Annotated in this window: 13 protein-coding genes; 10 read left to right on the top strand and 3 right to left on the bottom strand. The window is 63.7% G+C overall.

The annotated features are described in order from the left end of the window. The first annotated feature begins 76 nt into the window (after window positions 1-76). The 4 genes from MESOP_RS02870 to MESOP_RS02855 all read left to right on the top strand — a co-directional run bounded on the left by MESOP_RS02870 (window position 77) and on the right by MESOP_RS02855 (window position 2,851). Window positions 77-886, top strand: a complete 810-nt coding sequence (locus tag MESOP_RS02870) for a transporter substrate-binding domain-containing protein (protein WP_013891818.1) — start codon at window positions 77-79, stop codon at window positions 884-886. 6 nt (window positions 887-892) lie between these two features. Then, complete coding sequence (locus MESOP_RS02865) at window positions 893-1,549, top strand: amino acid ABC transporter permease (protein WP_013891817.1); 657 nt, start codon at window positions 893-895, stop codon at window positions 1,547-1,549. After that, window positions 1,546-2,193, top strand: coding sequence for an amino acid ABC transporter permease (locus MESOP_RS02860; RefSeq protein WP_013891816.1), 648 nt, complete (start codon window positions 1,546-1,548; stop codon window positions 2,191-2,193). Before MESOP_RS02865 ends, MESOP_RS02860 begins: the two co-directional genes overlap by 4 nt. Window positions 2,194-2,416: 223 nt before the next feature. Then, the gene (locus MESOP_RS02855; protein WP_013891815.1) at window positions 2,417-2,851 is read left to right on the top strand and encodes an FKBP-type peptidyl-prolyl cis-trans isomerase; all 435 of its coding nucleotides are present in this window, start codon (window positions 2,417-2,419) and stop codon (window positions 2,849-2,851) included. A 65-nt stretch (window positions 2,852-2,916) separates the two neighbouring features. Here the strand turns inward: MESOP_RS02855 and MESOP_RS02850 are convergent, their stop codons facing one another. Further along, entirely contained in the window at window positions 2,917-4,320 is a 1,404-nt protein-coding gene (locus MESOP_RS02850) for an MATE family efflux transporter (protein ID WP_013891814.1), read from the bottom strand. 252 nt (window positions 4,321-4,572) lie between these two features. On the opposite strand from MESOP_RS02850, the gene MESOP_RS02845 reads away from it, so the two are divergent. The 6 genes from MESOP_RS02845 to MESOP_RS02820 all read left to right on the top strand — a co-directional run bounded on the left by MESOP_RS02845 (window position 4,573) and on the right by MESOP_RS02820 (window position 10,975). Further along, entirely contained in the window at window positions 4,573-5,490 is a 918-nt protein-coding gene (locus MESOP_RS02845) for an AraC family transcriptional regulator (RefSeq protein WP_013891813.1), read from the top strand. A 229-nt stretch (window positions 5,491-5,719) separates the two neighbouring features. Continuing rightward, window positions 5,720-6,991 carry an ABC transporter substrate-binding protein gene (locus MESOP_RS02840; protein WP_013891812.1) on the top strand — a complete coding sequence of 424 codons (1,272 nt, stop codon included), beginning with the start codon at window positions 5,720-5,722 and terminating at the stop codon, window positions 6,989-6,991. Window positions 6,992-7,141: 150 nt separating this feature from the next. After that, on the top strand, window positions 7,142-8,008 hold the full coding sequence (locus MESOP_RS02835; RefSeq protein ID WP_013891811.1) for a carbohydrate ABC transporter permease: 867 nt from the start codon (window positions 7,142-7,144) through the stop codon (window positions 8,006-8,008). After that, window positions 8,005-8,817, top strand: coding sequence for a carbohydrate ABC transporter permease (locus MESOP_RS02830; protein WP_013891810.1), 813 nt, complete (start codon window positions 8,005-8,007; stop codon window positions 8,815-8,817). Before MESOP_RS02835 ends, MESOP_RS02830 begins: the two co-directional genes overlap by 4 nt. Window positions 8,818-8,832: 15 nt before the next feature. Beyond that, window positions 8,833-9,879 carry an NAD(P)-dependent alcohol dehydrogenase gene (locus MESOP_RS02825; RefSeq protein WP_013891809.1) on the top strand — a complete coding sequence of 349 codons (1,047 nt, stop codon included), beginning with the start codon at window positions 8,833-8,835 and terminating at the stop codon, window positions 9,877-9,879. A 7-nt stretch (window positions 9,880-9,886) separates the two neighbouring features. After that, complete coding sequence (locus MESOP_RS02820; protein WP_013891808.1) at window positions 9,887-10,975, top strand: ABC transporter ATP-binding protein; 1,089 nt, start codon at window positions 9,887-9,889, stop codon at window positions 10,973-10,975. 8 nt (window positions 10,976-10,983) lie between these two features. Here the strand turns inward: MESOP_RS02820 and MESOP_RS02815 are convergent, their stop codons facing one another. Continuing rightward, a complete protein-coding gene (locus MESOP_RS02815) occupies window positions 10,984-12,570 on the bottom strand; it encodes an FGGY-family carbohydrate kinase (protein ID WP_013891807.1) in 1,587 nt (528 codons plus the stop codon). Continuing rightward, on the bottom strand, window positions 12,567-13,250 hold the full coding sequence (locus tag MESOP_RS02810; protein ID WP_013891806.1) for an HAD family hydrolase: 684 nt from the start codon (window positions 13,248-13,250) through the stop codon (window positions 12,567-12,569). Before MESOP_RS02810 ends, MESOP_RS02815 begins: the two co-directional genes overlap by 4 nt. Between the last annotated feature and the right edge of the window lie 12 nt (window positions 13,251-13,262).

Genomic DNA, 13,262 nt, shown 5'->3' with positions numbered 1-13,262 from the left:
AAAAAGCAAAGGCGGCCGCCGCGCTGGAGCCGGCGGCCGACCCAACAATCAAAAGCTTCCAGACAGGGGAATGACAATGACAATCCGCACGACACTCAGATCATCCATCGCCGCCGTCCTGGTGCTCGGCGCCGCCGGTATGGGCTCCGCCACGCAGGCCGCCAACGCCGACGCGCTGGCCGATATCACCAAGGCCGGCAGCATCAATGTCGGCGTCTTCGCCGACTTCCCGCCCTTCTCCTCGGCCAGCGCCGACATGAGCCTCAAGGGCTACGACATGGACGTCGCGCAATACATCGCCGACACGCTTAAGGTGAAGCTCAATCCGGTCGCCGTCACCGGCCAGAACCGCATCCCCTATCTGAACGATCATCGCGTCGATATCCTGATGAGCGTCGGCTATTCGAAGGAGCGTGAGCAGGTCATCGACTTCGCCGCCGCCTACGCGCCCTATTACATTGCGGTGATCGGGCCGGCCGCGATGGCGGTCAAAGGCAAGGAAGATCTTGCCGACAAGTCGATCGCCGTCAATCGCGGTACGCTCGAAGACACCTCGCTGACCGAAGCCGCGCCCGCCTCGGCCGACATCAAGCGTTTCGACAATTACAATTCGGTGATCCAGGCCTTTATCTCTGGCCAGACCCAGCTGATGGTCGTCGGCAACGATGTCGGCGCCCAGGTGCTGGCCAAGCAGGACGCGCTGAAGCCGGAGCAGAAATTCCAGCTTCTGACCTCGCCCTCGCATATCGGCCTCAACAAGAATGAGGACGCCCTCAAGAAGGCGGTCAACGACGCCATCGCCAAGATGCTGGCCGACGGCAAGCTCGACGAAAGCTCGAAAGCCTGGCTGAAGACGCCGCTCAACCCCGACAACCTCAAGGATTGAGTTTCCGTGGCCTTCGGCTGGCTCCCAGGTGCCGTGGGCGACATTGCCCACGGCGCCGCCACGACGATCCTATTGATCGCCGTCACAACGCTGGCCGGAACGCTGCTCAGCATCCTTGGCGCTGCGGGGCGGCGGAACGGTCCCGTTGCGCTCAAACGGGCCATCGCCTGCTATGTCGAGGTGATGCGCAACACGCCGTTCCTGGTGCAGCTGTTCTTCATCTTCTTCGGCCTGCCGAGCCTCGGCATCAGGCTCGATCCGATCCTGGCCGCCATGCTGGCGATGACGCTCAACATGGCGGCTTACACCATCGAGATCGTCGGCGCCGGGCTCGACGCGGTGCCGGGCGGGCAGACGGAAGCAGCCCTTGCGCTCGGGCTGCGGCCGCGCCAGGTGTTCATCAAGATCGTGCTGCCGCAGGCGCTCAAGATCATCTATCCGGCGCTCACCAGCCAGATCGTCATCATGATGCTGGAGTCGGCCGTGGTGTCGCAGATCGCCGTGCGCGAGCTGACCTACGAGGCCGACATGCTGCAGGCGCGCACCTTCCGCTCCTTCGAGACCTATTTTGTCGTGACGCTGGTCTATCTTCTCCTGTCGATGGCCCTACGCCGGCTCCTGGTCACAGGCGGGCGCCAGGTTCTGGGGGCTGGCGTGTCATGATCGAGTTCACGCTTTGGGACATCATTCGCAACCTTCTGCTCGCCGCCCGCTGGACGGTGTTGTTGTCGCTGGCCGCCTTCATCGGCGGCGCGATTGTCGGCATGATTGTGCTGTTCTTCAGGATATCCAAGAACACATGGAGCCGGCGCATCGCCTCGGGCTACATCGCGCTCTTCCAGGGAACGCCGCTGCTGATGCAGCTCTTCCTCATGTTCTTCGGCCTGCCGATGCTCGGTCTGCGTATCGAACCCTGGACGGCCGCCGTAATAGGCCTGACCTTCTTCGCCAGCGCCTATCTCGCCGAGATATGGCGCTCCGGTGTCGACGCGCTGCCGTTGGGCCAATGGGACGCCGGCGCCAGCCTTGGCCTGCACTATCTGCAGGAGCTCAGGCTGATCATCCTGCCGCAGGCGTTCTCGATCACCCGCGCGCCGACGGTCGGCTTCCTGGTGCAGCTGATCAAATCGACGGCGCTGACCTCGATCATCGGCTTCGAGGAGTTGGTCAGGACATCCAACGCCATCAACAACGCGACCTTCGAACCGTTCAAGGTCTACGGCCTGGTGGCGCTGATCTTCTTCGTCATGTGCTTTCCACTGACGCAGTACGCCCGCCGTCTGGAGAAGCACGCGTCAGCGCACTGAGCCACGAGCACGTTGTGTTGACCGGCATCGACGGCGGCTACATTGATTGATTTCGGTGGTGAAGGCGGCCACACGAGGAAGCCGGTTGGCAGCAGCGCTTTACATTTGCGGCCTGGCACCTAGTTTTAGAGTTTCGCGCCGTGCACCTCAGTGCGTGGATGATCGAAAACGGGACCGCGACCTCTGGCCGGTCCCCTCAAAAGCTCCCAAAAGGATGACTGCCATGACACAGGCCAAGAATGGCGACACCGTGCGCATCAATTATACTGGACGTCTGGCCGACGGCACTCAATTCGACGCTTCCGGCGGCGAACCGTTGCAATTCACCTTGGGTGAAGGGCAGGTGATCGCCGGTCTTGAAACCCATGTCGAGGGCATGGAGGTCGGCGCGAAAAGCACCGTCACCGTTCCCGCCGAAGCCGCCTATGGCCCCCACCGCCCCGAAGCGGTCATGACCATCGACCGCGCCCGCGTGCCGGATAACATCAATGTCGATATCGGTACTCGATTGCAGGTCAGAACCAGCGAGGGGCGCCCCATGCCAGTGACGGTCGTCGGCGTGAACGACGCCAGCGTCAAGCTGGACGGCAATCATCCGTTGGCCGGAAAGGACCTGGTGTTCGACGTTGAATTGGTCGAGATCGTCCAGGCAGCGTAGTTCCGGCGTCAACGGGATGAATCCCGGCTGAAAGTTCGGTGGCGGTCAACCGGCGACGGTCTGCCTCAATGCCCGAACACCAGCGGCGGTGCGATCCTGTCGCGCCGCAGCCAGCGCGCCAGAAGCAGCGCCGCCACCACGGCCAGTCCCGACGACAGCCCGATCCAGATGCCGACGCCGTGGAAACCGAAATGGAAGGCGAGCAGCACGCCGAGCGGCAGGCCGACGCCCCAATAGCCGATCGCTGCATAGATCATCGGCACCTTGGTGTCGTGCAGGCCGCGCAGCATGCCGGCGGCAACGGCTTGCGCGCCGTCGAACACTTGGAACAGGGCAGCAAATACCAGGAACGACACGGCAAGCGCGATCACCCTGGCATTGGCCGGATTGGTGAGATCGATGAACGCGCTGATCAAAAGGTGCGGCCACAACACCATCACCAATCCCATCAGCGCCATGAACGAGACGCCGATGACGAAGGCGGTCCAACCGGCGCGCGACACGCCTTCCGGATTGCCGGCGCCATGGGCAAGACCAACGCGCACCGTCACCGCCTGGTTGAGGCCAAGCGGCACCATGAAGGAGATCGAGGCGATCTGGATGGCGATGGCGTGCGCGGCAAGCGAGTCGGCGTCGATCAGGCCCATCAGCAGCGCCGCCGCATTGAAGATCGTCACCTCGAAGGCAAGGATGCCGGCGATCGGCAGGCCGAGCCGCAGCAGGCCCTTGAAGCGCGGCCAGTCGGACCGCCAGAAGCGGCCGAACAGGCGGTAGCGCCGGAACTTCTTCTCCAGCATCACCACCACGGCCATGCCGGTGAACATCAGCGTCGAGGACAGCGAGGTGGCAAGGCCCGAGCCGGCGATGCCCATCGACGGCACGCCGAGATTGCCGAACATGAACACCCAGTTGAAGAAGGCGTTGCAGGCGACGGCGACGAAGACGATGACCAGCGCCCAGCCCGGCCGCTCCAGCGCCGAGATGAACGAGCGCAGCACGATATAGCCATAGAAGGGCAGCACCGCCCATTCGAGCCAGCGCAGGTAAATGCCGGCCTGATGCGCCAGGGCCGGTTCCTGACCCATGGCCAAAAGGATGGCCTCGCCATGCCAAAGCACCAGCCAGATCGGGATCGAGATCAGGATCGCCAGCCACAGGCCCTGGCGCACCGTGCGGCGCAGGTCGCGCACCGAATGGCGGCGACGGCCAAGTTCGGTCGCGATCATCGGCGAGGTCGCCAGCATCAGGCCGAGGCCGAAGATCAGCGGCATGAAATAGAGGTTGGCGCCAAGCGCGCCGCTGGCCAGCGTGTCCGGCCCCAAACGCCCCATCATCATGACGTCGGTCGCCGTCATCGCGGTCTGGCCGAGATTGGTCAGCACCATCGGCCAGGCGAGCGCCAGCGTCGCCCTGATTTCCTGACGCCAAAGGTTTTCCGGCGCGCGAGCGCCGGCTTCGATCGCAGACATTGTTCCGCTCTTTCCAGATACGGCACGTCGGCATTAAAGCCGGAAGCCGCATATCAAACGGCAAAACCTTCGGTTTCGCGGCGTTTACGCCAGCTTTTGGACGAAACGCGACATGAAGGCAAGGGAGGAGGGGCGGGAACAGATTGAGCCAGCGCCGCCCCAGGGGTGGCGTTGCCTCGTTCCCTTGCCGGCCACGGGCTGTTACGGATTGCCTCCGAGATAGGCAGCCGGCGAACCCGCCGGGAGGAACGGATGGCGTTCAGACAGCGAAAAAACCCGGTTGCGACGCTGCGCACGGCGCCGGCCTTCGAACATATCGTCACCGAGGCGAGCGACAGTTTCCTGTGGCGGCTCGACGACTATCCGTGGGAGCGCAATGTCTGGAACTTCCATCCGGAATACGAAATCCACCTGCTGCGGAAATCTTCCGGCGTGGTCCTGGTCGGCGATCATATCGGCGAGTTCGGGCCGGGTTACCTGACCATCGTGGGCGGCGGGCTGCCGCACGACTGGGTAACGGCGGTGCAGCCGGGCGAACTGATCGAGGGCCGCGACATCGTCCTGCAGTTCGATGCGCAGAGGCTGCGCGGCTCGGCCGGTCTGTTGCCTGAATTGCGCGAACTGGAGCCGTTCCTCGAGCGGTCGGCGCGCGGCATGGTCTTCCATGGCCGCACCGCGCTGGAAGGCGCCGCGCTTATGGAGCGGATGGGAACCGTGCATGGGCTCGCCCGCCTCTGCCTGTTCCTCGAACTGGTCGATCTCCTCGCCAGGACCGACGAATACGAACTGCTCTCGTCGCCGGATTTCTCGCCGGTCCTGGATGCCGCCTCGCTGGACATCATCCAGCGCGCGCTGACCTATCTCTTCCAGCATTTCGCCGAGGACCTGAAGCTGCCGGAAGTGGCGGACCTCGCGGGGATGACCGAGAGCACATTCTCGCGCTTCTTCCAGAAGAACACCGGCAACTCCTTCAGCGACCACCTTGCCAAGCTCCGGCTCTGGCAGGCCTGCAAGCTGTTGGCCGACACCGATATTCCGATCACCGACATCTGTTTCCAGGTCGGCTACATGAACATCTCGAACTTCAACCGCGCGTTCATGCGCAAGCACAAGATGACGCCGTCGTCCTATCGCAAGCTGTCGCGGCAGCGGCTGACGATGCGCGCATAAATCGCCATTTCAGGTGCAATCGGTACTCACGTGAATGGCGCCCTGGATGCGCGCCCTTTTTTGCGCTGCACAATGCATAAAAGTACAGGTCTGCTGCAACGGAGCTTCTAGCACGAGCCGCCGCAACTCCGCATTTTGGCGATGGGTGGCATGTCGCTCGGGCGATGGTGAGGATCGCTGAACCGAGGACTTTGCGCTTCCTGCGAAGTGTACCTGGAGGAGAAAGACCATGAGACCAGTTCGGCTCGCTGCCAGCCTTGGCGCAGCTTTTTTGCTTTCCGCTACCGTTTCCACCCTTGCGCTCGCGCAGGCACCGGTCTGCTCGGCGCCGGTCAAGGTGCTGGCTCAGCCACGCGATGGCCTGACCCTTCTGGAGGACTCCAAGGCCGAGTTCGAGAAGCTTGCCGGCGCCGGTTTCCAGATCGATTATCTGAACGAGAACGACCGCCGGGCCAAATCGCGCGCCGATGCGTCCACCGTCGGCAACTACAATGTCTATTATGTCGACGAAGCCAACGTCGCGTTGTTTGCCTCCTCGAAATGGATCGTGCCGCTGACCGATTACTATCCCGCGGACTATGACTACGCCGACTTCGATCCTGGCCGCCAGAAGGTCGCGACCTATGACGGCAAGGTGTGGTTTGCGCCGCTGACCGGCGGCGGCGACCTGATGGTCTACCGCAAGGACGTGCTTGAAGCCGCCGGCATCCAGCCGCCGAAGACGCTGGACGAGCTGATCGCCGATGTGCCGAAGCTGACCAATCCGGACAAGGGCATGTATGGCATCGCGCTGCGCGGCGCACGCGGCTCGGGCGCCAATGTCTGGCGCTGGATGCCGTTCTTCAAGGCCTATGGCGGCCAGTGGTTCGACGGCGACAAGCCAGCCTTCAATTCGGACGCGGCCGTCAAGGCAACAGAGACCTATCTGAAACTGTTCAAGGATTCGGCACCCGGCACGCAGACCGGCAGCTGGGACGAATCGACCGGCGCCTTCCTGTCGGGCCAGGTCGCCATCCTCGTCGAATCGACGCCGCTGTCGGGCATGGCGGTCGACCCGAAAACCTCGCAAGTGGTCGGCAAGATCGGCTTCCTGCCGCCGCCCTCGCCGCTCACCGGCGGCGGCTATGGCCATGGCCTCGCCATCGCCGCGAAGGCCAATGCCGACGATGCCTCGAAGAAATGCGCCGGCCTGTTCATTGCCTGGGCGACTTCGAAGGAAAACGAGAAGCGCCGGCTCGATGCCCACCAGTTCGGTGAGCTGAACCGCACCAGCGTCCTGTCCAGCAAGGAATTCGCCGATATCTACGGCGCCGATCTCGGACAGGCGCTGGCTGAAACCGGCAAGGTCACGGCGGTCAACTTCTGGCAGGATCCGCGCTGGCCGGATCTCGGCGACCGCTGGGGCATCATCCTCGAGGAACTGGTCACCGGCACCCGCACCGACATCAAGGGTGGCCTCAACGAGCTCGAGGCCTATGCCAACGATCTGGTGAAGAAATAAGCCATCCTCCCCCTGCGGCGCACGGTCCACGGCATTCAAGCGGATGTCGGGACCTGTGCGCCGCGGGTACCCATCATTGCCGTTCGAGCCAGCCATAGCGAAAAGGCCCAGCCATGCTCAATCGATCGAGACGCAGCCAGGGATAGACAGATGCCACGACGCTCTTCCTTGCCGGTCACGTTTGTGGTGCCGACGCTCGTCATTCTCTTGATCCTGTCGATGGTGCCGACATTCTATGCCATTGTCATCGCCCTGCAGAACCGTGAGCTCTCCTCGACAGCATATTCCTATGTCTGGCTCTCGAATTTCGCCGACCTGTTCGCCGACCGGCGTTTTCTCAACGCCGTCTGGGTGTCGGTGAAATGGGAGTTCGTCACCGTTGTCGCGACGATGGTTGTGGCCATTGGCCTCGGCGTCCTGATGTTCGAGGTCGCCAGCCCACGCCTGCGCAATGTCTACTGCCTGCTGTTCATCATCCCGGTGCTGCTGCCGCGCGTTTCGGCCGCCTTCGTCTGGAAGTTCGCCTATCACCCGCTCTACGGCATCGCCACCTACCCTTGTCGCCTGCTGACCGGCGGGCTGATCTTCGACCCACTGTCCAAGCCGGCGACGGCGTTGTTCGCCGTCGCGTCGGTCGATGTCTGGCAATGGGGCCTGTTCTTCGCCGTCATCGTCCTGAAGCTCCTGGAAACGCTGCCGCCGCAGCCGATCGAGGCCGCGCGGCTCGACCATGCCAGGCGCTGGCAGATCCATGGCTATGTGACCTTGCCGATGCTCAAGGCGCCGCTGATCAGCCTGATGTTCGTCAAGATGATCGAGTCGCTGCGCTCCTTCGACCTGATCTATGTCATGACCCGCGGCGGTCCGGGCGTGGCCACCGAAACGCTCGACATGTACGCCTTCTCGCAAGGCTTCATCGAATCCGGCAAGGTGTCCTACGCCTCGGCGATGGCCGTGCTGATGATGATCGCCACCGTCATCACCTTCACCATGCTGTGGAAGCGGGTGCAGGCATGAGGCCGGGCAGGCTCATAGGCAAGGCCGTGCTGGCATTTGCCGGCTTCATTGCCGTGTTTCCGCTGCTGTGGACAGCGCTCAATTCGCTGAAGAACAATGTCGACATCATCACCCGCGTGCCGCGCCTGGTGTTCACGCCGACCCTTGCCAACATCAGCTACATCATCGGCCGCGACAGCGTCATGACCGGTCTCTACAACTCCGTCATCGCCTGCGGGGCCGCGGTGCTGATCGGCGTCGTGCTCGGCCTGCCGGCCGCCTACGCCGTCGCGCGCTATCCCAACCGCTGGGCCGGCGACATCCAGTTCTTCGTGCTGTCGCTGCGCTTCCTGCCGCCGGTGGCGGTCGCCATTCCGCTGATGGTGATCTGGCTTCAGCTCGGGCTTTACGATACGCTTGCCGCGCTGATCGTCACCTATTCGCTGCTCACCATCTCGGTGATCATGTGGCTGGCCATCCCCGCCTTCCAGGCCGTGCCGAAGGAGGTCGAGGAAGCCGCCTTCGTCGATGGCTACGGCGCCTATTCGGTGTTCTGGCGGATCGCACTGCCCGTGGCTGCCCGCTCCCTGATCGGTGCGGTCGCCTTCAGCTTCGTGCTGGTCTGGAACGAGTTCCTGATCGCGCTGATGCTGTCCAGCTCCAACGCCAAGACCTTGCCGATCGTCGCTTCGGAACTGTCCCAGCAAGGCATGAACGTGCCGTGGGGCATCCTCAACGCCTCGGTCGTGCTTTTGTCGCTGCCGCCGCTTTTGTTTCTCGGCGTGCTCAGCGGCTTCCTGAATTCCGTTTTCCGGCAAAAAAAGACTTGAAGCGAGGACGATACGATGCGGGCACTGGTGCTTGAGAAGAAGGGTGAGCTGGCCTTGCGCGAGATCGCGTTGCCGCTCGATGTCGGGCCGGACGACGTCAGGATCGCCATCCACACGGTCGGTGTCTGCGGCAGCGACGTGCATTACTACACCCATGGCGCCATCGGCAGCTATGTCGTGCGCGCGCCGATGGTGCTCGGCCACGAAGCGTCCGGAACGATCCTCGAAATCGGCGCCAATGTCAGGACCCTGAAGGTCGGCGACCGCGTCTGCATGGAGCCGGGCGTGCCGAACCTGTCGTCGCGCGCGACAAAGCTCGGCATCTACAATGTCGACCCGGACGTGACTTTCTGGGCGACGCCGCCGGTGCATGGCATTCTCGCGCCTGAAGCCGTCCATCCGGCGGCGTTCACCTACAGGCTGCCGGACAATGTCTCCTTCGCCGAAGGCGCGATGGTCGAACCTTTCGCCATCGGCATGCAGGCGGCCGCCCGCGCGCGCATCGTTCCGGGCGACGTCGCCGTCGTCGTCGGCTGCGGCCCGATCGGCATCATGATCGCGTTGGCGGCTCTCGCCGGCGGTTGCTCGAAAGTGCTGATTTCCGACTTCTCCGCCCCCAAGCTCGAAATCGCGGCGCGCTATCCCGGTATCGTCCCGGTCAACATCGGCGAACGGTCGCTGGCCGATGCGGTGGCGGCGGCAACCGACAATTGGGGAGCCGATATCGTCTTCGAGGCCAGCGGCAGCCCAAAGGCGTTCACCGATTTGTTCGACGTCGTGCGCCCCGGCGGCGCGGTGGTCCTGGTCGGCCTGCCGGTGGAGCCTGTGTTGCTCAACGTGCCGGCGGCCATATCGAAGGAAGTGCGCATCGAGACGGTGTTCCGCTACGCCAACATCTTCGACCGCGCCCTGCAGCTCATCGCATCGGGCAAGGTCGACCTCAATCCGCTGATCACCGGCACCTATGATTTCTCCGATAGCATCGCGGCGTTCGAGCGGGCAGCGGCGGGCAAGCCGGAAGACGTCAAGCTGCAGATCCTGATTTCGAGCGAGAAGGCCTGACCAGACCATGTCCGCGATCGTCTGTTCCCATGTCGACAAATCCTACGGCGCCACGTCAGTCATCCGCGACCTGAACCTCGCCATCGAGGATCACGAGTTCGTCGTTTTCCTCGGCCCATCCGGTTGCGGCAAGTCGACCCTGCTCAGGATGCTGGCCGGCCTGGAGGACATCAGCGGCGGCGAGGTCTCGATCGGCGGCAAGGTGGTCAACGACCTCGATCCCGGCGATCGCGGCATCGCCATGGTGTTCCAGAACTACGCGCTCTACCCGCATATGACGATCTTCGACAACATCGCCTTCGGCCTGAAGCGGCAGAAGGTGCCGAAGGCCGAGATACAGAAGCGCGTCGAGGCGGTCTCGAAGACCCTGGGTCTCGACCCCTATCTCGGCCGCAAGCCCGCCGAACTGTCCGGCGGCCAGCAGCAGCGCGTCGCCATTGCCCGTGCCATGATCAAGACGCCGAAGGTGTTCCTGTTCGACGAGCCGCTGTCCAATCTCGATGCCAAGCTGCGCAACCACATGCGCGTCGAGATCGCCCGGCTGCACCAGTCGTTGAACACCACCACCGTCTACGTCACCCATGACCAGCTGGAGGCAATGACGCTCGCCGACCGTATCGTGCTGCTGCGCGACGGCAGGATCGAGCAGATCGGCTCGCCAGCGGAAATCTACGAGCGGCCGGGCAATCTGTTCGTTGCCGGCTTCATCGGAACGCCGAACATGAATTTCATCGATGTGACGGTGGGCCGGAAAGGCAATGGCTGGACGCTGACCAATGGCGCGACTGTCTTCACCGTCGATGGCTCGCGCTTCAAGCTTCAGCACGGCGAGAAGGCGGTGCTTGGGATCCGGCCTCCAGATCTGAGGATCGCGGCAGCCGACCGCTCCGAAAATGTCCTGGCCGGAACCGCCGATCTCATCGAATTCCACGGCAATGATGCGCTGGTGACGTTCGTTCTCGGCGGCAAGGAGATCAGCGCGCTGGTGTCAAGCCGTGCCTGTCCCGTTGTCCGCAGCGATGTCCGCTATACGTTCGACGAATCGAACATGCATCTGTTCGATGCCAAATCCGGCCTGTCCTTGCTGGCACGGTAGGGCGCGTTCTACCGGATCGCGTCGAGCGCCTGCCGCTGCCGATGCATCTCGAGGAAGATCCGGTAATCGCGATCGAAACGGGCGCCGGCGGCCGGGTTGGCGGCACGCGTCTTGCCGCCTTGCTGCATGGCGAGGCAGGCGGCGTTGAGGTCGGGGAAAAGCCCGGCGGCGGTCGCCGCCACCATGCCGGTGCCGAGCAGCACCGCCTCGTCGGCCAACGGCTCGACCACCGTGCAGCCGGTGGCGTCGGCATAGAGCTCCATCAGGAGCGGGTTCTTGGTGTGGCCGCCGGTGACATGCAGCGTGTCGATCAGATAGCCGTTCTCGTTCAGCGCCTCCAGCACATGGCGCACGCCAAGCGCGATCCCGACGGCTGTGCGCCAATAGAGCTTGCACAGGCTGTCGAAGGAGGAATCCAGTGTCAGCCCGCTGACGACGCCAACGGCGTGCGGATCTGCAAGCGGCGAGCGGTTGCCGTGAAAGTCCGGCAGCACGTGCAGCCTTGCGGCAAGATTGTCACCTTCGGCGGCACGCAGTTCGGCGACACGCTTGGCGATCCTGGCATGCATGGCTGCGTCCGGTTCGCCGCCGGCGCCATGCCAGCGGATGATGTGGTCGAGCAGGGCGCCGGTGGCCGACTGGCCGCCTTCCGACAGCCACAGCTTCGGCAGCGCCGCGCCGTAGTAAGGCCCCCAGACGCCCGCGAAAGGCTGCGGGTCGGGCGACATCGCCATGACGCAGGAGGATGTGCCGGCGATCAGCGCCAGATGCCGGCCGATATTGTGCTCGTCGCCGGCAAAGCCGCCGAGCACGCCAAGCGCGCCGGCATAGGCATCGATGACCCCGGCGCCGACCCGGCATTTTTCGGTGAGGCCGAGCTCGTCCGCGGCTTGTGCCGTCAACGGGCCGATGTAGCCGCCGACGGGGCTCGCCCGCTCGGGCAGATTGCCGTGCTCGAATAGGTCATCAAGGCCGACGAGCGCAAAGAAATCGCGCTGCCAGCCTATTTCCTCATGTGCCAGATAAGTCCACTTGGCCGTCAGCGTGCATTGCGATCGGGCCAGGGATGCCGTCGCTTGCCAGGTCAGGAAGTCGGTGAGGTCGAATAGATAGCCGGCTTCGTTCCATGTCCTCGGCAGATTGCGCTTCAGCCACATAAGCTTCGGCGTCGCCATTTCCGGCGACATGACGCCACCGATATAGTTGAGCACTTCGTGGCCGCTCGCCGTGCATTCGTCGGCTTCGGCGATGGCGCGGTGGTCGAGCCAGACGATGGTGTCCCAACGCTTGTCGCCGGTGGTCGAAACGCTGAGCTGACCGCCCTGCCGGTCGCGCACCACCAGCGAACAGGTGGCGTCAAAGGAGATGCCGACAATATCCTCAGCGGCGACGCCGGCCTTTTCGCGCGCCGCACGCACGGCGGCGCAGACGGCCGACCAGATATCGCGCGAATCGTGCTCGGCGTGATCGGCCTTCGGCTGGTTCATGGCGATCGGCCGCTCGGCGCGGCCGAGCAAGGTGCCACTGGTGTCGAGAATGCCCGCGCGGGCGCTCCCGGTGCCGACATCGACCGCGCAAACAAACTGTTTCGTCAAGATGCTCTAACTCTCGCTCCCAGGCCTGCAATCAGATCGGGCAATTGCAGCATGTCAGCGAATATAAAGTCCGGTTCACTCGACGCAAGCCGCGCTTTCAGTGCAGGGTTGCCCGCATGCGAGCCGCCGGTGAAGGCAAACACGCGCATGCCCGCCGCCCGCGCTGCCGCGATGCCCGCCGGACTGTCCTCGATGACCAGGCATTTGCGCGGATGCGCCCGCATGCTGGCGGCGGCATGCAGGAAAAGGTCGGGCGCCGGCTTTCCCTTGGCCACCATGGCGGCGCTGAACAGATGCGGCTCCAACAGCCCGAGCAGGCCGGTGACGTCGAGCGCGTAGCGGATGCGTTCTAGCGTGCCGGAAGAGGCGACGCAGAACGGCAGGCCGAGCTTCGGAAGCACCTCGCTGATGCCGGGGATCGGCTTCAGCTCCTCACGGAATTTTCGCATCAGGTCGACGCGCATGGCGGTGAGGTGCTGGTCGCTGATCTCCAGGCCGAAGTCGCGGCCGAGGATCTCGCGCACGCTTTTCATGCTCTTGCCCAGGAAATGCTCGTAGGCGGCGTCCTCGCCGACATTGCCGCCGGCCAGTGCGATCATGCCGAGCAGCGCCGAAACGGAGAGTGCCTCGCTGTCGACCAGCACGCCATCGCAGTCGAAAATGACCAATTCAGGCGTCATGGCGTCGAATGG

Source organism: Mesorhizobium opportunistum WSM2075, assembly GCF_000176035.2.
Lineage (GTDB): Bacteria > Pseudomonadota > Alphaproteobacteria > Rhizobiales > Rhizobiaceae > Mesorhizobium > Mesorhizobium opportunistum.
The sequence above is the reverse complement of the archived record's forward strand: the minus strand, read 5'-3'. Positions and strand labels throughout refer to the sequence as shown.

What these genes read in the sequence shown, in the direction of transcription:
- MESOP_RS02845 (WP_013891813.1), top strand. Translation starts at nt 4,573, where the DNA reads ATGGCGTTCAGACAGCGAAAAAACCCGGTTGCGACGCTGCGCACGGCG.
- MESOP_RS02820 (WP_013891808.1), top strand. Translation starts at nt 9,887, where the DNA reads ATGTCCGCGATCGTCTGTTCCCATGTCGACAAATCCTACGGCGCCACG.
- MESOP_RS02850 (WP_013891814.1), bottom strand. Translation starts at nt 4,320, where the DNA reads ATGTCTGCGATCGAAGCCGGCGCTCGCGCGCCGGAAAACCTTTGGCGT.
- MESOP_RS02830 (WP_013891810.1), top strand. Translation starts at nt 8,005, where the DNA reads ATGAGGCCGGGCAGGCTCATAGGCAAGGCCGTGCTGGCATTTGCCGGC.
- MESOP_RS02855 (WP_013891815.1), top strand. Translation starts at nt 2,417, where the DNA reads ATGACACAGGCCAAGAATGGCGACACCGTGCGCATCAATTATACTGGA.
- MESOP_RS02870 (WP_013891818.1), top strand. Translation starts at nt 77, where the DNA reads ATGACAATCCGCACGACACTCAGATCATCCATCGCCGCCGTCCTGGTG.
- MESOP_RS02835 (WP_013891811.1), top strand. Translation starts at nt 7,142, where the DNA reads ATGCCACGACGCTCTTCCTTGCCGGTCACGTTTGTGGTGCCGACGCTC.
- MESOP_RS02860 (WP_013891816.1), top strand. Translation starts at nt 1,546, where the DNA reads ATGATCGAGTTCACGCTTTGGGACATCATTCGCAACCTTCTGCTCGCC.
- MESOP_RS02840 (WP_013891812.1), top strand. Translation starts at nt 5,720, where the DNA reads ATGAGACCAGTTCGGCTCGCTGCCAGCCTTGGCGCAGCTTTTTTGCTT.
- MESOP_RS02825 (WP_013891809.1), top strand. Translation starts at nt 8,833, where the DNA reads ATGCGGGCACTGGTGCTTGAGAAGAAGGGTGAGCTGGCCTTGCGCGAG.
- MESOP_RS02810 (WP_013891806.1), bottom strand. Translation starts at nt 13,250, where the DNA reads ATGACGCCTGAATTGGTCATTTTCGACTGCGATGGCGTGCTGGTCGAC.